Genomic DNA, 19,334 nt, shown 5'->3' with positions numbered 1-19,334 from the left:
CCAACACCCCATCACCCCATCACCCCCCATGCCCCTCCCCAACTTCTTCACCCCCGACCAAGTAGAAACGGTCTACCGAGTTCCCTACCAAGACCGCGCCACCGCCGCCCGAACCTGGGCGACAGAGCATCACATCACCGCTGCCAGCGAGGATACGGTGCGGATCTGTCTGCTGTTAATCGATGTGCAAAATACCTTCTGCCTACCGGATTTCGAGCTGTTCGTCGGCGGGCGTTCTGGGCGGGGCGCAGTGGAGGACAATCGGCGGCTGTGCGAGTTTATCTATAGCAACCTGGGGCGGATCACCGCGATCGCGCCTACCCTCGACACCCACAACGCCGCTCAAATCTTCCATCCCCTATTCTGGGTGGATGACCAGGGCCAACACCCCGCCCCCATGACCTCCATCACCTACGGGGATGTGGTGCAGGGACAATGGCGGGTAAATCCCCAGATGGCTCCCTACCTCAGCGCCCCAGATCTACAAGCCTTTGCCCTCCACTACACCCAGCGCCTCGAAAAGGACGGCAAATATCCCCTCACCATCTGGCCTTACCACTCCATGCTGGGGGGCATCGGCCACGCCCTAGTGTCGGCGGTAGAGGAGGCTTGTTTCTTCCATGCGATCGCGCGCAATAGTCCCACCCGCTACGAAATCAAGGGGGACAATCCCCTGACGGAAAACTACTCGGTGTTGCGACCCGAGGTGCTGGAGGATGGTCAGGGAGTAGCGATCGCCCATAAAAACACCACATTCACTAACACCCTGCTCAGCTTTGACGCCATCATCGTGGCGGGACAGGCCAAAAGCCACTGTGTCGCCTGGACCGTGGATGATCTGCTGACGGAAATCCAAGCCCGTGATGCCAAGCTAGCGCAAAAGGTGTATCTGCTGGAGGACTGCACCTCTCCGGTGGTTGTCCCTGGGGTGGTGGACTTCACCGAGGCAGCGGAGTCTGCCTACGAGCGCTTCGCCGCCGCCGGAATGCACCGAGTCACCACCGCCACCCCCCTAGCTGACTGGCCCGGTCTATAGCGCCATAGATTTTTGGTATTAGACTGAGTTGCCCAATTTTCGCCAAGTTTGAAATTGGTGAGGTGTTACTTACGATAATCATCGCTATTCAGTTTCTTGTAAAACCTTGAGATCATCCTGAAACTCAGCAACATCATAATGGACGCAGATACCTCGATCAGAAAGCAGTTTTTGAAGCTGCATCCGATGTAATCCCATCAGTTCACTAGCTTTTCCCAAGCTAATTTTGTCCTGACAAAATAGCATAATTACAATTTCTACAAACAATTCTTTTTCTGATAAGCCACTAGCTTTTACTAGGCCATCTGAAATCACTAAACTCATGGTTGCTTCCCGAACTCGTCAGACTTCTGTTTAGATCGTAACAGCCAAAGTAAGGACAGGTCAGGCTGTTGGCAAGTGTAAAAATGGTGCATCTGTGCCAGTGATACACCTTGCGATTGTCATCTTTGGGGATGTTGCCGTGGCGGTATTGAGGATTGATATTAGGCAGAATTTTCGATCGCGCTTAACCCTGGACAAGGGGGAAGCTCCGAAAGATTGTCTGGCTTGCTCCAGGTGAAGGGAGCCTGATGGGCAGCGGCAATCCAGAGCAAGCGCTTGGCGCGGGTCATGGCCACATAGAGGAGGCGAAACTCCTCCGCCACCTTTAGATCCTGGGCCTGCTTCCAGGCGGTGAGGATATCGGGAATCGGGGCGGGCTTGTGTTCCGCATGGGTTTCGGCCCGGATTTGAGCCCGCACCACCTCCGACAGGCTGAAATCCCCCAGAAAGGTCTGCTGGGGGGGAACCCACAGATTCCCTGGAATCGTGCGGCTGTGGAGAAAGGGTAGAAACACCGCGTCCCAGTCCAGCCCCTTGGCCTTGTGCATAGTCAGCAACGTCAGTTGGCCGGGGCGGGTGTAGCGCTCGTCGCGATCCTCCGTATCCACTGCCTCAAAACGTTCTGTCCCCACGATCTCCTGGAGCGTGGCGATCATGGCCCGCAGGGTATTGTCTTCACGGGTTTGCTGGGCAAGGCGGACGGCAAGCTTATCCGCCGTCGCCAGTTCGCTCTGGTTATAGCCCAGGGTCAAGCCGATGAAGGGAACCAGGTGGTAGGGGGGCAGTTCTAACCGCGATCGCAGTAGCCCGGTACAGAGGTGCTGGGCTTGGCGGGCGGCCTCGGGGGCAGGGGCGGGATCTAGGGGACCGGGGTAGAGAAACTGCTCCGGCTGCTGGGCAAGGCGGTTCAAATCTTGGGTGGGGAGGCGTTGGCGGTTGACGAGTACCTGCAACGCCGCCTTGAGACGATCGGGGGAATGGGGCCGCTCAATGAATTGCAACAGCGCCAGCACCTCTGAGGGGACGTGGGTCTGACGATCCTGCGCCCCCACATCCAGAATCCGCAGCCCCGTGGCGAGCAAATCCACCCCCAGGCTTTTGGGATCGTTGAGCAGGCTGCTGATGAAGCGTCCCTGCTTGTGCTCCCGCACCAAAATGGCCAGGCGAATCTCGGGATCGGCTGCGTAGAGGGCCAGAACCCGCTGGGCAATGGACCGCACCGTATCCGTCACCGTATCCGGTCGGTGTATCTCCACCCCTTGCCCTAGGGGAGCCGGGTTGGCGTCGGGCTGGGGATCCCCCGGTGGCACCGGGCGAATCTGCTGCCAGCGAAAGGGTTGTTCATTCCCCGCCTGTCCCGATTGGTTGACCCAGCGCAGCAGCCCATTGGCTGCCGCCATGATTACCCCCGTACTGCGCCCCGCCTCGTCCATGGTCACTAACCGCCCCTGGGCTTGGGCGCGATCGCAAAATTGATTGAAAAATACCGGATCAGCAGGGGTAAAGGTAGAGTTAATCGCCTGGTTGGGATCCCCTACCCGCACCAGATTCAGCGGCACTTGGGGATCTACCGGATCCGCCGCCAGGGTTTCCAGTAGCCGAGTTTGCAGCGGTGACGAGTCTTGGGCCTCGTCCTCAAAGACGGCAAAAATCCGCGATCGCCAAAACTGCTGGGCCTCGGGGGAGTCCAACACCCGCAGCGCCGCCAAAATCATGTCGTCGTAGTCGATAAACCCCCGCTGGGCCAACAGAGCTTGATACCGCTCGTATAGGCCAGCGGCAATGCCCAGCCCGTCGTAGTCCTTCACCCCCTCCGGTAGGGCACGGGTGGTATTGCGGGCCAAGGTGGCTAAATCCTCCGGCATCAGCCCCGAACTTTTGGCCTCATGGATCACCGTCGTCGCTAGGGCAGGCAAAATCTCGGTCCGCAGTGTAGACTGCCGCCGCATCCGCTCCGTCTCTTCCCCGTCGAACTGCCGCCCCTCAATCATCTGCTGGTAGGCGTCAGGGTGGGTCACAATCCACTGCTCCACACAGGTCCGCACCAAGCGATGCCCCTGGCTCGGTGTCAGCAGGGTCAAGCTCTCCAGACTGATGCCCGACAGATCGGGATGGCGGGTGGCGATGGTCAGGGCTAGCCCGTGTAGGGTGTGGACCACAAAGCTATTCAGTGGCAGGTGCAGATCGAGTAAATGCCGCCGCACCTTTCCCTTCAGGTTCGCCGCCGCTGACCGGGTAAAGGTGACCAATACCAGTTGGTGACGGGCATTTAATCCATAGCGAGAAATTGCGATCGCGGCAGCCGCCGCCATGCCTGTAGACTTGCCCGCCCCCGGCACCGCCGACACCGCCAGCGGCCCCCCTCGCCAATCTGCCAACGCCTGCTGACCCACCCGCAGTTGGCCACGGAGATTCGCTAGAGCATCGGTAGAGGTTAATTTCATCCCCTTAGCGTAGCGAAGGGGAAGGTCCATCGCTAGACCCGGCTTAGGGCAACGTCCAGCTTAATTTTTAGGGTTCCGTAGGGTGCATAGCGCTATGGCGCGGCTTCGCCTTTTATGTCGCTTGCGAAACGCGAAGCAATGCACCGCAGATATACCACTGTGCCCATTTCCATGATCCATTCCCGCTGGGCTACGGAACTCAAAGACAACTACGGTACCCCCCAAGTACTGCCCTCAGTCATGGTGCGCCAGGAAAATGGCGACCCCTATGGGCCGGTGGGCTGGTTTGTCCCAGCATGGCGAGCCCTAAGAAACCGGGTTGCTGGCAGCGGGTTAGTCCGAAAGAGAAAGGGGTAACGAGTGCGGAGGCGATCGCGCTTTACCGCCGTTAGTAGCCGAGTCCGCCTGGGCAAATGCACCGTTCTCTTGTCCACTGCCACTACCCAAGATTTGATACACTGGTAGGCCATTACGCTGGTGTAGCTCAGTTGGTAGAGCAGCTGATTTGTAATCAGCCGGTCGCAAGTTCGAGTCTTGTCACCAGCTTCCAAGCCAGAACCCTTGTAACACAAAGGTTTCAGAGATTTTCTTTATGCTTCAGCCCAGAAGCGCGATCAGCGAGACTTAAAGCCAAGGGATCTATGGGTTCGTTTGGTTAAGGGACTCGCAAGAAAATAAGGTACCAATTGCCACCTTGCCTATTGGTGCATTGCTTCGCCTGGGCGAAGCCGCGCCTTAGCGCTATGCACCCTACCAGTGCTCAACGGTTCCGGTACTTTATTTAGACGCACGTCCCTAAGCTTTGGGCAAAGAGGCTATAACCCTCCCCCCAATCTCGCCCTAGAATAAAACCACTCCGACCCTTCACCCTTAGATCATGAAGGATTTAGTTAATGCGGCCCTAGAGCAAGGGGATTACCATACCGCTGCGGATCTCCTACAAACCTGGAAGCAGCAGCAGCCGGGGGATCCCTGGCTGCTGCTGACCATTGGGCGTTACCAGGAAGCGACGGAACGGTGGGAATCAGCGGAGAAGACCTATCTGCGCCTGCTGCGCCAGGTCACCTTACCGAAACTGATGACCCTGGCCCGTCAGGGCATCCAGCGGGTCCAGACCCATTTGCTCCAGGCGCGGGAAGAAGCCCTGGAAACGGTGCGGGCGATACCGGGTAGCGAGGATCCCGGCATTCTATGCCTGAAGCCGGTGCAGGGGGAGGCCCGCACCGCAGCGGCCCAGGGGCTTGCCAAGGTGATGCAGATGGATCCCTACATGGCGCGGCTGCAATTGCCCAGCAAGGCATGGCGACTGTATCGGGTGGGGCCAATTGGGGAGTTGCAATATTTGGGCCAGTCTTTGATTCAGGCCCAAACCCCGGCTTTTTGGGTCAAGTATGCCGATCTCAAGGCTGTGCAGGTTTTTCGGGTGCAGTACTTCCGCTCCGTCAGTCCCCAGGGGTCGGTGGTGTGCCAAAACGATCAGGGGCAACTGGGGGAAATTGGTTTCCAGTGGGACGAAGTGACCCAGGGGGTGCGGGGTCTGCTGCCTCTGTTTGAGTCTGTGGTGGATCGTGGCCCCTGGGGAGAAATTCTCCGCAAGGACAAGACGCAGGACTACGCGGAGGTCTTAGACCTCCATTTCCATGGCCGTCGCTGTGTGCTGCGGATATGCGATCGCACCTACCAATTTCGCCAGGGCAATCCCCTGCCCAATGGCGATCGTATTCCCGATCAGCAGACCTCCACCCGTCCCCAATGGAATGCACTGGTGAGCTACATCCAGGGCAAGATTCAGGGCCACCGCCATGACCAATTTGCCTCCTTTGGGGAGGGGGCGGTGGAATTTGTGGATCTGATGCCCTCTATGGCCCACCGCATTCCCCTAGTGCGCTTTAAGGAAACCAATTGGGATCCCGCTTTTCACCTCTACAGCAGCCTACATTTTCTGCAATATTCTGAGGGAAGGGAAGGGCTATCCCAGCCCGGTTAGCAGGGTTGCTCCTGCGACTAAGCCCGCTGCCACCATCAACCCCGCTGGCATCACCTTGCGGGTTTTAATCAAACGCACCACAAAGACGATTAACAGTAGGATCGTTACTGCGATCGCAAGTCCCAATCCCCAGGGTTGTCCCTTAACGATGCCCAGCCCGCTAATGGCCAGTAAAATACCGCTGACTAGGCCCGAAATCAGTGAGACCTTACTGCGGACTTGGAGAAAGCCAATAATGCCCCCCACCAAGGCCAAGGCTCCGTACCCAAATGCTGCGATCGCTGGAATCACCATACCCCCTACTCCAATGCCTTTACACCAGCTTCGAGTTTCCCAAAAAGAGGGTCAGCCCTCAGGATTTTGTATCAACTCTAAATCTGAATTCTAAATCCGGGCATCAACGTAAGCCGAGACAATATTGGCTCCGAGGAATTCAGGAGTTAGGAGCCAGAATTCAGTACTCTCCTGGCTCCTAACTCCTACCCACGAGATTTGTCCCGCTTTGAGTTGATACCCCTAAATCCGAATCTCAATCCGATCGGATGCCAAGACTATGCCCCAAGTTGCTTTAGAGGAATTTGTAACCCAGGTCGCCTCAGGTGCGGCCCTGGGCAGTTTCCCCACGGATACCGTCCCGGCCCTAGCGGCCCGACCCGACCAGAGCGATCGCATTTATGCCCTAAAGGACCGTCCCACGGGCAAGCCCTTGATCCTGATGGGGGCCGATCTCGCCGATTTGTTGCCCTATGTGGTGGGGACGGCGGCGGAGATCCAAACCTGGCAAGCCGTCGCCGCCCAGTATTGGCCGGGAGCCCTGACCCTGGTGCTTCCTGCCAGCGATCGCGTCCCCGCCGCCATGAACCCCCAGGGGACCGGCACCCTGGGCATCCGTGTCCCCAACCATCCCCTGGCCCGCCACCTACTGGCCCGCACCGGACCTTTGGCCACCACCAGCGTCAACCGTTCTGGGCAGCCTCCCTTGACCCAAATGACGGATATCGCCGCCCAATTTCCCCAATTGTTAATCCTGGCTGAATCTGCGATGGTCTTTGACCGGCCTTTGGCCATCGCAACCCTGACCGACGAGATTGGCCCCATTTCCATAGTCGCCTCCGGCTCTCCCTCTACCGTTGTGCGCTGGACGGGAAAGGGGTGGGAGGTTCTGCGGCAGGGGGCGGTGAGGGTGATGGGGAGTGTGAGGGTGGATGGGTTTGAGGGTAAGGGGTAGGGGGAGTGTGAGGGGCGGCGTAGATCCCGTAGGGGCAATCCCTTGTGGTTGCCCTTGTTGCCGGGTGATCGGTATTGGGGTGGGTAGGGGCGAGCGGCGCTCGCCCTTGCAGGGGAATTAGGGTGATTTCCGTTAACATCCCCTCTTGGGAGGGGTGCCCGAAGGGCGGGGTGGGTCAGGGGTGTGGGGGTATTGGGGTTATTCCCGTAGGGGCGGGTTTGGCTCGTATTGACGGGGAAATCCCGAATGGGAGGCTCAAAACCCACCCTGGCGCGTACTAAGGGATCTGCGGGTTAATAGTTTACCCAGTGGCCAGGTTTTCTCCCGAAGGGAGAAAGCCCGATCGGCGGGTAGTTTATTTTCCTGCAATTTCCCTAACCTTGGAAATTGGCGGTGATGCGGGTCATGGCTTGTTCCACGTTCTCCCGGCTGTTGAAAGCGGAGATTCGCAGATAGCCCTCCCCAGCCGCGCCAAAGCCGGAGCCGGGAGTGCCGACGACGTTGCAGGTGTGCAGCAACTTGTCGAAGAAATCCCAGCTAGAGAGGCCATGGGGGGTCTTGACCCAGACATAGGGGGCGTTGACGCCGCCGTAGGTGGTGATGCCAGCGGCGGAAAGCTGCTCCCGGATGATGCGGGCATTTTCGAGATAGAAGCGGATCAGGGCTTGGATTTGACTCTGTCCGGCCTCGGAGTACACCGCCTCCGCCCCCCGCTGAATGATGTAGGAGACGCCATTGAACTTGGTGGCCTGACGACGATTCCAGAGCCGATGGAGATCCACGGCGGAACCATCGGAGGCTTTGACCTTCAGGGTTTTGGGCATCACGGTAAAGGCGCAGCGGGTGCCGGTGAAGCCTGCATTTTTAGAGAAGGATCGAAACTCAATGGCACAGTCCCGTGCCCCCGGCACTTCGTAAATCGAGTGGGGCATGGTGGGGTCGGTGATGAAGGCTTCGTAGGCCGCATCAAAGAGAATCAGTGAGCCGTGTTCCTGGGCGTAGGCGACCCAGGATTCGAGGTGGGCTCGGGTGGCGGTGGCTCCGGTGGGATTGTTGGGAAAGCAGAGGTAGATCAGGTCTACTTTCTGCTTGGGAATCTCAGCGGTGAAGTTATTTTCAGCGGAAATGGGCAGGTACACCAGCCCCTCGTATTTGCCATCTTCGCTGGCATCTCCCGTATGGCCCGCCATGACATTGGTATCGACATAGACGGGGTAAACCGGATCGGTGACGGCAATGGTGTTGTCGTGGCCGAAGATATCCAAAATGTTGCCGCAGTCGCACTTGGATCCGTCGGAGATGAAGATTTCATCGGCGGTGATATCGCAGCCTCGCGCCTGGAAGTCCTGTTGGGCAATCTTTTCCCGCAGCCAAGCGTAGCCCTGCTCGGGACCGTAGCCGTGGAAGGTGGCGCGATCGCCCATATCATCCACGGCCTTGATCATGGCGGTGCGGCAGGCTTCTGGCAGGGGCTCGGTCACGTCCCCAATGCCCAGTTTGATGAGGTCGGCGTCGGGGTGGGCGGCGGCAAAGGTGCTGACACGACGGGCAATTTCGGGAAAGAGGTACCCGGCCTTCAGCTTCAAATAGTTTTCGTTGATGGTGACCATAGCTGTCGTTGACTGTCGGTAATAATTTGTTACGGCGTTATCGATCCAGCTTACTGCGATCGCGGGGACTCCCGACCTGCCTGAGCGGGTGTGCCGATTCCCCTCGTTTGGTCCCCAGAACTCAGCAAACGGTAACCCAGGCTACCCCGTCATCGGGCAGTCAATTGTATACAGTATTCAGGCTAATTTTTAGGGCTGGGGTGATGCGTCGCTTCTCCCCCCCCTACTCCCCCAGAGGATTCTGCCCCATGCGCACCGGTACATCATCCACCCCAGCGACAGCCTCTGCCTTGCCGACCCATACCCCTGAGGAGACCTACCAGGTCATTGCCCAGGCAGCGGCGGGGGTGTCCCTGCGATCGCTGACCAAGCGCTACGGATCCTTTGTTGCAGTAGAAGACCTGACGCTTGATATTCCCGCCGGGGCCTACTGCTGCCTGCTGGGGCCGAGCGGCTGTGGCAAAACCACCACCCTGCGGATGGTGGCCGGCCATGAAATTGCCTCCAGTGGGGATGTGTATATCGGCGATCGCCGCGTCACCAGCCTTCCCGCTGCCAAGCGCAACACCGCCATGATGTTCCAGAACTACGCCCTCTTTCCCCACAAAACCATTTGGCAAAATGTCGAGTTTGGTCTCAAGATGCGCGGCGTGGCCCCCGCCGAACGCAAAACCCGAGTCGGGGACATTTTGGAACTGGTGGGGTTGAGCCATACCTGCGATCGCAAACCCACCCAACTCAGCGGCGGTCAACAACAGCGCATCGCCCTCGCCCGTGCCCTCGTCACCCGGCCCCGCGTACTGATGCTCGACGAACCCCTCAGTGCCCTTGACGAAAACCTGCGGGTGCGAATGCGGAGCGAGTTACGCAAGATCCAAAAGCAATTTGGCCTCACCTTCATCCAAGTCACCCACCACGTCGAAGAAGCCTTTGCCCTCTCCGACCAAGTGGTGGTCATGGACCACGGCCACATCGACCAAGTCGCCACCCCCACAGATCTGTTCAGCACCCCTGCCTCCCGCTTTGTCGCCAAATTCATCGGCGACAACAATATTTTCGAGGGCAAGGTCGTGGGGGCCGTCCCCGACAGTGATGGGCTAGACATCATTGAACTCGCCATTCCCGGCATTGGCTCCCTCTTTTGCCGGGGCCAAGCCCTACCCCCCGGCACCGAGGCCGCCTGTTCTGTGCGACCCGACCTGCTCACCGTCCTGCCCCACAGTTCCACCCCAGACACCTCCCCGTCTCCCCAAGCCAACCACATCACCGCCCGCATCGTGGATGTAGAACTCACGGGGTACGTCACACGGGTGGGCCTATTGGTGGAGGCCACCGGCCAAGAAATGCTGTACAAAGCCCGCACCCAGGACTGGCAGCAGGCCGGAGGGCAGGAGGGGCAACTAGTGACCCTGCGCTGGTCCGCCCATGACGGCGTATTTTTGCCCAGCTAGCGCCTCTAGCTAGCGCCTCTAGTGGGGGACGAGTCGCGCCCATCCCCCTGGGTTCAGGCTCGATCTCCAACCCTTTTCCCCTCTCTGTAGACCACAACATAAGGACTTTCACGACACCATGGCCAAACTTTCTCGCCGCCAACTCATCCGCACAGGTCTCGCCACCGGAGCCGCCGTCGCCGCTGCCCGCTGCGGTGCACCCTCAGGCACCCCCAATAACCCCGCCTCTGGCCCCCAGGTCAACACCAACCAGATTAAAGATGTCACCTTGCGGTTGATTGGGACGGGGGTTTCGCAAATCAACGAAATCCGCGACAAAGCCCAGGAAGACCTAGGGTTCAAATTTGAAATGCGGGCGCTGAGTACCGAAGAAAACAACCAGATCGCCATTACCCAGCCCGGTCAGTACGACATTTTTGACGGGGAATATTTCAGCCTGCCCCTGGTCGTGCCCTCCGGCAACTTGAAACCCATTGAAATCAGCCGCATTACCGACTACGACAAGATCGTCTCCTTCTTCCGTACCGGGGAATTTGAGGGACTGCCCGTTGAGGCGTCCCAAGGCACCGCCCCCTACCGAGTCATGTACTTGGATGGGCCAGATTCTACGGAATTTTCCGCCACCCCCACCGACTACGCCACCCTCATTCCCTTCCAGTACAACGCCGACACCCTGGGCTATCGACCCGACTTGGTGGGGCGCACCATCGAGAGTTGGGGCGAACTCTTCAACGCAGAATTCCGAGGTAAAACCTCCATCCTCGACATTCCCCAAATCGGCATCATGGACGCCGCCATGGTGGCAGAAGCCCTAGGGCTGATGACCTTTGGCGACAAGGGCAACATGACTCGGGAAGAAATTGATCAGATCATTGAAATCCTGAAGGAGCAAAAGGCAGCGGGGCAGTTCCGCGCCTTCTGGAAAACCTTTGACGAGTCGGTGAACCTGATGTCCTCCGGTGAGGTGGTGCTGCAATCCATGTGGTCCCCCGCTGTCACCGCCGTCCAATCCCAGGGCGTCGAGTGCATCTACGCCCCGCTGAAGGAAGGCTACCGAGGCTGGGGCGGCGGCATTGGTCTGTCTAAAAACCTGGATGGTATCGCCCTAGATGCCGCCTATGAGTACATCAACTGGATGCTAGAGGGCTGGGTCGGAGCCTTCCTCGGTCGCCAGGGCTACTACAGTGCGGCCCCGGAAAATGCCAAGAAGTACATGTCCGAGGCGGAGTGGGCCTTCTGGTACGAAGGGCAATCTGCCCCTGAAGACATTGTGGATCCCTTTGGTAAGACCCTAGCGAAGACGGGGGCTACCCGCGATGGCGGCTCTTTTGAGGAACGCTTTGGCAATATCGTCTGCTGGAATTCCACGATGTCGGAGAACACCTACCTGGTGCAGAAGTGGAATGAGTTCATCGCTAGTTAGGGGTGTGAGGGTGTTGGGTGGATGAGTGAAGGGTGAAGGGTGGATGGGTGAAGGGTGACCATCCTATTCCCTCCGGGAAGGCTCCGCCAACGACTCCGCCGCTCAGGACAGGCAAGGGATTGCCCCTACGGGATCTATCTGTCACCTGCTGCATTGGGCGCGGTTTCCGCGCCCCTAAACCCAACACAGTTAAGGCACTGTCCACCGTTCCCTACAGCACATACCTGGATTGGTGGGCAATGCCCACCCTACGGTTTTGTTACCTGCTGCACTGGGCGCGGAAACTGCGCCCCTACCCGACCAACTCAAAACTCAAAACTCAAAACTCCTGTCACCCCTCAACACCCCAATACCCCATCCACACACACTCCCCCATGGACCAGAGTTGGAAAACCCTCAAGCCCTATCTGCTAGCAACGCCCCAGGCGCTGCTGTTGCTTCTGTTTTTGGTCGTGCCCATTCTGTTTATTGGTATTGTCAGCTTTTGGGAGTTCACGGGGTACTCCATGACCCCGGCCTTTACTCTGGATAATTACGTCAATATTTTCACGTCGGAAGTCACTCTGAAGACCTACTTGAATACCTTCAAGTTTGTGGGCATGGTGTGGCTGGCGACGTTGTTGATTGGCTATCCTGTGGCCTATTTCCTGTCTTTCCATGTCCACAAGTTGCAGTGGCAGATTTTGTTGTTTTTGCTCTGCACGATTCCCTTTTGGACCTCGAATATCATTCGGATGATTTCCTGGGTGCCGCTGTTGGGGAAGGAGGGGTTGGTGAATCAAATGCTGATGGGGATGGGCATGATTCAACAACCTCTGGAGTTTTTGCTCTACTCGGATTTTGCGGTGGTGTTGGGGATGGTGCATCTCTACATCATTTTTATGATTGCACCGATTTTCAACAGCCTGATGCGGATCGATCGCAATCTCGTTACGGCGGCGGAGGATATGGGGGCGTCGGGATTTGGGGTTTTTCGGGAGGTGATTTTACCGTTGTCGGCTCCTGGAATTGCCATTGGGTCGATCTTTATCGTCACGCTGGTGATGGGGGAGTTTATCACTGTGCGGCTGATGGGGGGCGGGCAGGCGGCTTCCATTGGCAAGCTGATTCAAACTCAGATTGGGAGTGTGCAGTATCCCCTCGCGGCGGCGAATGCCATGGTGCTATTGGCGGTGACGCTGGTGCTGGTGGTGGGGATTCTCCGGGTCGTCAATATTCGCAAGGAGTTGTAGGGTGAAACCGCGATCGCTATCTTTCTACCTCTTGGCTGGATTCTTTGGGCTGTTCGTGCTGTTTCTCTACGGTCCCATGCTCACCATTTTTATCCTGTCTCTCCAGGGACCGGATGGAGCCCTGACCTTCCCGGTGCGAAGCTTTGGCTTCTACTGGCTGGGGCAGGTGTTTCAAGAACAGCGGGTGGGCAATTTTGTGGAGCCGTTTCAACGATCGCTGGTGCTGGGGGCCATCGTGACGGTTTTGGCGGCGACGGTGTCGGTGCTTTCCAGCATGGCCTTCCGCGATCGCTTTCGGGGGGCAAACGGGCTGTTTTACTTGACCATCTCTAGCCTGATTGTCCCCAGTGTGTTGATCTCTCTGGGGATTGGGGTGATGTTTCAGGTGTTTGGCTGGCCGACGAACTGGCTGACTTCGGGCCTGGGAGCCCACCTGTCTTGGACGCTGCCCATTGCCTTTTTGATCATGCTGGGGATTTTCAACCGCTTTAACCCGTCCTATGAGGAGGCGGCGCGGGATCTGGGGGCCTCGGATGTGAAGACCTTCTGGGAAATTGTCATGCCCTTGATCGCCCCCAGTTTGATCGGGGTGGGGATGCTGACCTTTACCCTGTCCTATGACGAATTTACTCGGACTTCCCTGGTGTCGGGCCAGTACAACACGCTACCCCTGGAAATCTTTGGCATGACCACCAATGTCACGTCTCCGGCTCTCTATGCCCTAGGAACCCTGACGACCCTGTTTTCGTTCTCTATGATTGCGATCGCATTTTTTGCCTACCGTTTCCTCGCCCGCAAACAAGGAACCTAGGGATCTGCTCATAAGGGTCATAAGGGTAGCCAGTCCGGCAGCATAGAGGTGAGGGTGGGGCTCAACTCCTCACCCAGAAAGTCGGGGGTGTCGAGGATATGAAATTGCAGCAGCGCCACAATTACGACGGTGTAAAGGGTAGAGGTGATTAGGCCATTCCGCAGGCTATGGTTAGGGGTATCAGAGGTATCCCGGTGTAAAGCGGTGACAGCCCCCTGCTGCATCAACATAAATCCGGCCACATTAGAAAGCCAGTAGCCCACTACCGTCAGCGGAATCAGGGCATCGGGGTAGACGCGGCTGAGCAGGTAGCCAAAACCCAGGGCCAGGGGCAGATTGAACACGACATCGTTCCACCAGCAGAGAGGAGAGAGTAGGTAACCCAGAAGTACCAAACCCCCACCCCAAATCCGCCGAGGCCAGAAAAGGGACGCGGAGGAGTCGGCATCTGGTTGTTTTACCGCTAATTTTTCCTCTGGCATGGCCACGATGGGTTGGGGGAATACGTTCCATCTTGTCTCAGCTTCACCAGCGCCACAAGAGCCCAGGGACGGGTGGCAAGGAAAGCCGCGTTATGGGGAGGGTCGATTCGGCCCTCCCCCTGGCCTGAGCTATCGCACTAATCGCGGATAAAGCTGGCCACACCCGGCAATGAGAACCGTGGTGACGCTGAGCAACACGGCGAAATCAAGCAGGAGGCTGTAGTTGCCTGCGGGCTCCGTTAGCATCAGATGCCGCAGGGCATCTACCAAATAGGTCAGCGGGTTCAACCGGGATAGGATTTGCAGCCACGGCGGCATAATCGAAATCGGATAAATGGCATTGCTGGCAAAAAAGAGGGGCATCATCAGCAGTTGGCCCACCCCCATCACCCGCTCATGGGTTTTGGCCCAGCAGGCAACCATCAGGGACAGGGCTGAGAAGAGGGCGGCTCCTACCATGACTGCGATCGCAACTCCCAGGATTGCCAGGGGATGCCAGTCGAGATTAACCCGCAACGCCGCCGCTACCCCGTAGACAATCACCAGTTGAGACAGACACCGCACCCCTGCCCCCATGGTTTTTCCCAGTACCAGGGCCGAGTGGGGCGCTGGGCTTACCATTAGCTTGTGCAAAATGCCCAAGTCTTTTTCCCAAATCACGAGCAGCCCCGTGAAAATCGACATAAACAGGACGCTTTGGGCCAAAATCCCCGGTGTCATGAAGTCCATATAGCTGAGGTTCCCGGTGGGAATGCCCCGCACCTGGGTAAACACCTGGCCAAAAATGGTCAGCCATAGCACGGGCTGCACCGCGCGGGTCAGGAGTTGAATTGGGTCGTGGCGCAGCTTGCGGATTTCCAGCTCCGCCGCCACCAAGGCTTTGGTGCCAAATTCATAGATGGCAAAGCCGATGGGGTTGGGTCTAGCCCAGCCGTTGCGCGCTGCGTCGTGTGGTTGAAGTGTCACTGTAGTTTCCCTTTTCCTGAATAGCGTTAGTGGCGAGATCGTCCCCGGTGTAATGGATGAAGACATCATCCAGGGTGGCATCCCGGTGATGCAGGGATGCCTTGAGGCTGTCGGGGGTACCGATGGCCACCTGCTGCCCCTGGTACAGAATGGCAATGCGATCGCACAGGGCATCCGCCTCGTCCATAAAGTGGGTAGTCAAAAAAACCGTCGTATTGTGATCCCGTCGCAGTTGTAGGATCAGTTCCCACATCGCCTTGCGGGCCACCGGATCTAGCCCCACCGTGGGCTCATCCAGAAATAGGATCAGGGGATGGTGCAGGGTGGCCTGGGCAATTTCCAACCGCCGAATCATGCCCCCGGAATAGGTATTCACCAACCGCTGGGCCACCGACTCTAACCCCACATAATGCAGGGCAGCCTTGATCCGCTGCCGCCGCTGCCGGGAGGGCACGCCGTAGAGCTTGGCCAAAATCAACAGATTTTCATGGCCCGTCAGGGTGCCATCCACCGACAGGGCTTGGGGCACATAGCCAATACACCGTCGCACCGCCATGGGCTGGCGGGCAATATCGTACCCTGCCACCAGCGCCTGACCGGCACTAGCGGGCAACAGGGTAATCAGCATCTTGATCAGGGTACTTTTTCCGGCACCATTCGGCCCCAGTAGACCAAACACCTCCCCCGCCTCCACCGACAGACTGAAGGCATCAACAGCGGCTCTAGAACCGAAGGATTTGGTGAGGTCGTGGAGGGTGAGGATGGGCATGGGAGTGGGGGAGTGATGGGGTGGGGGAGTGTTGGGGTGGGGGAGTGTTGGCGAAGCCTGCCCGGAGGGCTTAGGGGTGAGGGGGGACAGGTTCTAGGAGTTTTGAGTTTTGAGTTTTGAATTGATGCCGTAGGGGCGCGGTTTCCGCGCCCAATGCAGGGGGTGACAGAACCGTAGGGTGGGCATCGCCCACCAATCCAGGTATGTGCTTTAGGGAACGGTGGACAGTGACTTATACTAAATCCTGCTTAGTTACCCCCGATTCAAAAGGGTGAATGCCATTCGCCTCTACAGTTTGACCGTTTGGGAATCGGGGTTATGTGACTCGGATTTGGTATTAACTGTGTTGGGGTTTGGGTAGGGGCGCGGTTTCCCCGCCCAATGCAGCAGGTGACAGATAGATTGCGTAGGGGCAATCCCTTGTGGTCACCCCTTCACCCTTCACCCTTCACCCCCTACCCATCCACCCTCACACCCCTCCACTCCCCTCAACGGGTCTCCTCAAACAGGTCGCCGAGAATGGCCAACCCCACCCTGACCTGATGCAGTTTCTCTTCAGAAAGCACCTCGATTCGCTGCGCCACGGTGGCCACGGTGGATCCGTACACCTGCTCCATCTCAGCGAGTCCCGCCGCAGTTAAGGTCAGGGCAACTCGCCGCCGCTCCTGGGGATTGTCGATGCGCTGCACCAAGCCGCGCTGCACGAGGCGCTCGACCATGGCGGACATGGTGGGACGGGTAACATCCAGATAATCCGCCACTTCAGATAGGGAGGAGTGGGGCTGGCGACGGAGGAAATACAACACCCGCAGTTGGGAGAGGGAAAAGTGCGGCTGGCCGTGGCTGCGAAGCTCTGCCCGCAAAAATCGGGTCATGGCGGGAATCACCGCCATGATGTCAGTGGCGCATTGGGCGGGTGTGACAACGTCCTGGGGAATGACTGGGCTCATCAGGCAGCGCTAATGGTTAGCTAAACTAATCATTAGCCTAACGCAAGTTTAGCTGGACTTGCCTACTCATAAAGACGTGTAAAGGTGCGGCAGGTCATTGGTCAGCCCTGCCCCTTACACTGGGGCCATCGGCTGAGACAGGCATCCCATGGCTATGCCCCCTAGCGATCGCACCATTTCGATTTTGATCTCATTCAGGCCAAACGCTACGAATTTGCCAGTGAATGCATTACCTCTGGTGCCTAGTGCAGCGTCAAGCTTAATTTTTAGGGTTCCGTAGGGTGCATTGCTTCGCCCACGCGAAGCAATGCACCGCAGGATGGCCGCGCTACAAATCAGGGGTAACCCTAAGTCTGAGTCTAGGCAGAGCCTATACGGCTACCTCTAAGTTTAAAAAATCCAAAGTCTGTCAACTTGCAGAGGATAGGCTTTGGCTTTGGATTTGGAAAGGCGAGAAACTTTGGCTAAGCGCAGCATTGTTTACATGGATGGCTTCAATAGCGGGATTGTTAGCTGGCTGGCATAGACACATCCTTAACTTTGCTACCAATGCTCCAATATCAATCCATCCACATAATCGAAATCAGTGTCATCACTCACTAAAACCCAACCATGTTCTAGGCATTGAGCAGCAATCCACACATCATTCATTGGAATTGGTCGCCCTTTGCGCTTCAACGCTAACCGCGTTTGGGCATATATTGTTGCTGTTTCTCTGCCCAATGGCACTGCTCTACAGGCACTGTCATCTTAGGGAGTGAGAGCTAGACTGTAGATACAGCAAGCCTTTAAGTCCAATGAACTGTATCCATTGTCAGAGTGAGGCCATCGTCAAGAATGGCACCAAACCCCTCAAGACGGGTCAAGTCCTTCAACAATACCTCTGTAAAACCTGTGGTCGTCGCTTCAATGAACGCAGCGGCACCCCCATGGCCCGCCTGCGCACCCCAGTCACCACCGTAGAGATGGCCCTCAATGCCCGCCACGAAGGACTCGGCATCAGAGCTGCTGCCAGGGTGGTGGGGACATCTCCCAGCAGTATTACCCCCTGGGAAGAACGGTTATCGTCTCATCTGCCCGCCTGGTCACCCCCTGCCCCAGAGGGCGGAGAGGTCACGATAGAAGGCGATGAACTCTACACCCGCGTCGGTGAGAACCTTCCCCCCCGAAGCCTCCGAGGGATGGACTATTAGCTTCATTGAGCGAGAGAGTCGCTACTGGCTAGAAGCCAGCGCTGGACTCAAGCAGGCTCAGTTGTTTGAGGAAGGGGTGCAACGGGCGTGGCAATGGGCAGAACCCAGCCTTTGGATTCGCTGGTTTACCGACGGTGAACGTCGCTATGGCAAGGAATTGTGGAAACTGGCCAGCGTCTATCTACCGAGCCACCTCAGCAGCGATGCCTATCCCTATCGCAAGGTGTGGCGGGAGGGGTTAGAGGTGGCCATCAAGATCAAAGGCTCTCAAGGTGAACCCAGGGTAGAGTGGCTCAAAGTTGAGCATCCTTGGACGGCCCTCAGTGCCCTCAGCGAGGTCCACGCCAATCACCTGGAAGCCTTCAACAGTGCCTTGAGGCGACGGGCAACAGCCTATCGCAGGCGGCAGAATCACTATGCCAAGCAGGTGGAGGGCTTGCAGCGAGCTTTGAATGTCCAGCGTCTGATGCACAACTGGGTGCGGCCCCATTGGAGTTTGGAGAAACGGACGACGCCTGCCATGGCCATGGGATTCATTCAGCGCCCCTTGAAACTCTCTGAAATCCTATTATCCAGGGGATTTGAGGCTCTCACTCTTTAATAGGATAGTGCCCAAGTCAGAAGCATTAATCACCTCAAAGGGGCGGGTTCCGGCCCGAAAGTTTACTAGGGTTTGCACCCCTTGAATCCCCAATTCTCGGGTATAGCCACCAGAACTGGGGATCAATCTAGGAATTTCTACACCTACGGGCCTCTGGCGCATTTGTCGCCCTTTCAGGGGTCTTTCAAAGCGCATTGCATCCTGATCAATATGGCCATTCACCAGCTCATAGCCCTGGGTAGATAGGTAGACTTCACAAATAGTCAGGGAAAAGGACTTTTTGAACTGCCTATTGGAATCCTCAAGACCCAGGAACATCCGCCGTAACCTACCATCCCTATCGATGGATTGATCATTGAAGCCGATTTGAGCCTTGGCAGTCTTCTCCGGCAACCCTTCCAAAGGAAATGTAGGGTTCGGTGGTAAAATCTTCTCCACACTAATGAGGGTGGAATGATCTGCAAATAGTGTCAATAGGGTCTGGCGATCTTTACTGGGCAGTGCTTCCCGCGTTAGGTTTAATCCCACCACCGCTGGTTGATGGGTATAGAGGGTTTGAATGAGTTCAATTAGTTGGGTGTCAGATACGGTTTCCTGCCCCTGCAAATAATCTGTATCTAGGCCAATGATCGTAATGTAGGGATCTGGACGTTCCTCGGCTCTATAGACAAAAAAGGTATCAATAGCCAACAGTTCTAGATTAGAAAATAAGCCCACGGCACGAGTGAACATGACCAAGGAAATGATGCCAAACCCCACCCGCCACTTCAGAGAACGTCTCAGGAGTGTTTTGAGCTGTCGGAGGTGACTCTGGTTTGAAATCATAG

18 protein-coding genes, 1 tRNA gene and 1 pseudogene are annotated in these 19,334 nt (G+C 57.2%); 10 read left to right on the top strand and 10 right to left on the bottom strand.

Annotated elements, in window-relative coordinates; genetic code table 11:
* Positions 1-28 precede the first annotated feature (28 nt).
* Complete coding sequence (locus tag LEP6406_RS0218095; RefSeq protein WP_008313496.1) at positions 29-1,036, top strand: cysteine hydrolase family protein; 1,008 nt, start codon at positions 29-31, stop codon at positions 1,034-1,036.
* Positions 1,037-1,120: 84 nt separating this feature from the next.
* Here the strand turns inward: LEP6406_RS0218095 and LEP6406_RS0218090 are convergent, their stop codons facing one another.
* Together LEP6406_RS0218090 and LEP6406_RS0218085 are read right to left on the bottom strand one after the other, a co-directional pair.
* Positions 1,121-1,360 (bottom strand): UPF0175 family protein, encoded by a 240-nt coding sequence (locus LEP6406_RS0218090; RefSeq protein ID WP_008313499.1) that lies wholly within the window; start codon positions 1,358-1,360, stop codon positions 1,121-1,123.
* 161 nt (positions 1,361-1,521) lie between these two features.
* Positions 1,522-3,804 carry an ATP-dependent helicase gene (locus tag LEP6406_RS0218085; protein WP_036030967.1) on the bottom strand — a complete coding sequence of 761 codons (2,283 nt, stop codon included), beginning with the start codon at positions 3,802-3,804 and terminating at the stop codon, positions 1,522-1,524.
* Between the two features lie 114 nt (positions 3,805-3,918).
* Here LEP6406_RS0218085 and LEP6406_RS33900 point away from each other — a divergent pair, with 114 nt between their 5' ends.
* The 3 genes from LEP6406_RS33900 (at position 3,919) to LEP6406_RS0218075 (ending at position 5,791) form a co-directional block, all read left to right on the top strand.
* Positions 3,919-4,161 carry a hypothetical protein gene (locus LEP6406_RS33900; RefSeq protein WP_225886569.1) on the top strand — a complete coding sequence of 81 codons (243 nt, stop codon included), beginning with the start codon at positions 3,919-3,921 and terminating at the stop codon, positions 4,159-4,161.
* 116 nt (positions 4,162-4,277) lie between these two features.
* A tRNA-Thr gene (locus tag LEP6406_RS0218080) sits at positions 4,278-4,350 on the top strand.
* 331 nt (positions 4,351-4,681) lie between these two features.
* Positions 4,682-5,791, top strand: a complete 1,110-nt coding sequence (locus LEP6406_RS0218075; protein WP_008313504.1) for a tetratricopeptide repeat protein — start codon at positions 4,682-4,684, stop codon at positions 5,789-5,791.
* On the opposite strand, the gene LEP6406_RS0218070 is transcribed toward LEP6406_RS0218075, so the two are convergent.
* The gene (locus LEP6406_RS0218070; protein ID WP_008313506.1) at positions 5,774-6,085 is read right to left on the bottom strand and encodes a TMEM14 family protein; all 312 of its coding nucleotides are present in this window, start codon (positions 6,083-6,085) and stop codon (positions 5,774-5,776) included. The two genes, LEP6406_RS0218075 and LEP6406_RS0218070, sit on opposite strands and share 18 nt — an antisense overlap.
* 259 nt (positions 6,086-6,344) lie before the next feature.
* Here LEP6406_RS0218070 and LEP6406_RS0218065 point away from each other — a divergent pair, with 259 nt between their 5' ends.
* Positions 6,345-7,019 carry an L-threonylcarbamoyladenylate synthase gene (locus LEP6406_RS0218065; RefSeq protein ID WP_008313508.1) on the top strand — a complete coding sequence of 225 codons (675 nt, stop codon included), beginning with the start codon at positions 6,345-6,347 and terminating at the stop codon, positions 7,017-7,019.
* A gap of 374 nt (positions 7,020-7,393) precedes the next feature.
* On the opposite strand, the gene LEP6406_RS0218060 is transcribed toward LEP6406_RS0218065, so the two are convergent.
* Positions 7,394-8,629 (bottom strand): LL-diaminopimelate aminotransferase, encoded by a 1,236-nt coding sequence (locus tag LEP6406_RS0218060; RefSeq protein WP_008313510.1) that lies wholly within the window; start codon positions 8,627-8,629, stop codon positions 7,394-7,396.
* Positions 8,630-8,877: 248 nt separating this feature from the next.
* On the opposite strand from LEP6406_RS0218060, the gene LEP6406_RS0218055 reads away from it, so the two are divergent.
* From LEP6406_RS0218055 to LEP6406_RS0218040, 4 genes are all read left to right on the top strand, one after another.
* Positions 8,878-10,080 (top strand): ABC transporter ATP-binding protein, encoded by a 1,203-nt coding sequence (locus tag LEP6406_RS0218055; RefSeq protein WP_008313511.1) that lies wholly within the window; start codon positions 8,878-8,880, stop codon positions 10,078-10,080.
* Positions 10,081-10,198: 118 nt separating this feature from the next.
* The gene (locus LEP6406_RS0218050) at positions 10,199-11,503 is read left to right on the top strand and encodes an ABC transporter substrate-binding protein (RefSeq protein WP_008313512.1); all 1,305 of its coding nucleotides are present in this window, start codon (positions 10,199-10,201) and stop codon (positions 11,501-11,503) included.
* A gap of 239 nt (positions 11,504-11,742) precedes the next feature.
* On the top strand, positions 11,743-12,735 hold the full coding sequence (locus tag LEP6406_RS0218045) for an ABC transporter permease (protein WP_008313513.1): 993 nt from the start codon (positions 11,743-11,745) through the stop codon (positions 12,733-12,735).
* Between the two features lies 1 nt (position 12,736).
* On the top strand, positions 12,737-13,546 hold the full coding sequence (locus LEP6406_RS0218040) for an ABC transporter permease (RefSeq protein ID WP_008313514.1): 810 nt from the start codon (positions 12,737-12,739) through the stop codon (positions 13,544-13,546).
* A 17-nt stretch (positions 13,547-13,563) separates the two neighbouring features.
* Here LEP6406_RS0218040 and LEP6406_RS28740 read toward each other — a convergent pair whose 3' ends face one another.
* The 5 genes and pseudogenes from LEP6406_RS28740 to LEP6406_RS35695 form a co-directional block, all read right to left on the bottom strand.
* Positions 13,564-13,941 (bottom strand): DUF7980 family protein, encoded by a 378-nt coding sequence (locus tag LEP6406_RS28740; RefSeq protein ID WP_225886568.1) that lies wholly within the window; start codon positions 13,939-13,941, stop codon positions 13,564-13,566.
* A gap of 216 nt (positions 13,942-14,157) precedes the next feature.
* Entirely contained in the window at positions 14,158-14,994 is an 837-nt protein-coding gene (locus LEP6406_RS0218030; RefSeq protein WP_008313516.1) for an ABC transporter permease, read from the bottom strand.
* Positions 14,951-15,763, bottom strand: a complete 813-nt coding sequence (locus tag LEP6406_RS0218025; protein WP_008313518.1) for an ABC transporter ATP-binding protein — start codon at positions 15,761-15,763, stop codon at positions 14,951-14,953. Before LEP6406_RS0218025 ends, LEP6406_RS0218030 begins: the two co-directional genes overlap by 44 nt.
* Positions 15,764-16,251: 488 nt before the next feature.
* Positions 16,252-16,713 carry a MarR family winged helix-turn-helix transcriptional regulator gene (locus LEP6406_RS0218020; RefSeq protein ID WP_008313519.1) on the bottom strand — a complete coding sequence of 154 codons (462 nt, stop codon included), beginning with the start codon at positions 16,711-16,713 and terminating at the stop codon, positions 16,252-16,254.
* A 543-nt stretch (positions 16,714-17,256) separates the two neighbouring features.
* A pseudogene (locus LEP6406_RS35695) lies at positions 17,257-17,445 on the bottom strand (PIN domain-containing protein); the annotation flags it as partial.
* A gap of 65 nt (positions 17,446-17,510) precedes the next feature.
* On the opposite strand from LEP6406_RS35695, the gene LEP6406_RS0218010 reads away from it, so the two are divergent.
* Positions 17,511-18,507, top strand: a protein-coding gene (locus tag LEP6406_RS0218010; RefSeq protein ID WP_155834715.1) for an IS1/IS1595 family N-terminal zinc-binding domain-containing protein whose coding sequence is annotated in 2 segments (ribosomal slippage) — positions 17,511-17,873 and positions 17,875-18,507 — 996 coding nt in all. Because the reading frame shifts where the segments join, the coding sequence is not laid out codon by codon here.
* On the opposite strand, the gene LEP6406_RS0218005 is transcribed toward LEP6406_RS0218010, so the two are convergent.
* Positions 18,475-19,332 (bottom strand): CHASE2 domain-containing protein, encoded by an 858-nt coding sequence (locus LEP6406_RS0218005; protein ID WP_008311159.1) that lies wholly within the window; start codon positions 19,330-19,332, stop codon positions 18,475-18,477. The genes LEP6406_RS0218010 and LEP6406_RS0218005 overlap by 33 nt on opposite strands.
* Positions 19,333-19,334 lie beyond the last annotated feature (2 nt).

This window comes from Leptolyngbya sp. PCC 6406 (genome assembly GCF_000332095.2).
Lineage (GTDB): Bacteria > Cyanobacteriota > Cyanobacteriia > Phormidesmidales > Phormidesmidaceae > PCC-6406.
The sequence above is the reverse complement of the archived record's forward strand: the minus strand, read 5'-3'. Positions and strand labels throughout refer to the sequence as shown.

Coding starts and splice junctions, on each gene's coding strand:
- LEP6406_RS0218095 (WP_008313496.1), top strand. CDS start 29: ATGCCCCTCCCCAACTTCTTCACCCCCGACCAAGTAGAAACGGTCTAC.
- LEP6406_RS0218090 (WP_008313499.1), bottom strand. CDS start 1,360: ATGAGTTTAGTGATTTCAGATGGCCTAGTAAAAGCTAGTGGCTTATCA.
- LEP6406_RS0218085 (WP_036030967.1), bottom strand. CDS start 3,804: ATGAAATTAACCTCTACCGATGCTCTAGCGAATCTCCGTGGCCAACTG.
- LEP6406_RS33900 (WP_225886569.1), top strand. CDS start 3,919: ATGTCGCTTGCGAAACGCGAAGCAATGCACCGCAGATATACCACTGTG.
- LEP6406_RS0218075 (WP_008313504.1), top strand. CDS start 4,682: ATGAAGGATTTAGTTAATGCGGCCCTAGAGCAAGGGGATTACCATACC.
- LEP6406_RS0218070 (WP_008313506.1), bottom strand. CDS start 6,085: ATGGTGATTCCAGCGATCGCAGCATTTGGGTACGGAGCCTTGGCCTTG.
- LEP6406_RS0218065 (WP_008313508.1), top strand. CDS start 6,345: ATGCCCCAAGTTGCTTTAGAGGAATTTGTAACCCAGGTCGCCTCAGGT.
- LEP6406_RS0218060 (WP_008313510.1), bottom strand. CDS start 8,629: ATGGTCACCATCAACGAAAACTATTTGAAGCTGAAGGCCGGGTACCTC.
- LEP6406_RS0218055 (WP_008313511.1), top strand. CDS start 8,878: ATGCGCACCGGTACATCATCCACCCCAGCGACAGCCTCTGCCTTGCCG.
- LEP6406_RS0218050 (WP_008313512.1), top strand. CDS start 10,199: ATGGCCAAACTTTCTCGCCGCCAACTCATCCGCACAGGTCTCGCCACC.
- LEP6406_RS0218045 (WP_008313513.1), top strand. CDS start 11,743: ATGCCCACCCTACGGTTTTGTTACCTGCTGCACTGGGCGCGGAAACTG.
- LEP6406_RS0218025 (WP_008313518.1), bottom strand. CDS start 15,763: ATGCCCATCCTCACCCTCCACGACCTCACCAAATCCTTCGGTTCTAGA.
- LEP6406_RS0218020 (WP_008313519.1), bottom strand. CDS start 16,713: ATGAGCCCAGTCATTCCCCAGGACGTTGTCACACCCGCCCAATGCGCC.
- LEP6406_RS0218005 (WP_008311159.1), bottom strand. CDS start 19,332: ATGATTTCAAACCAGAGTCACCTCCGACAGCTCAAAACACTCCTGAGA.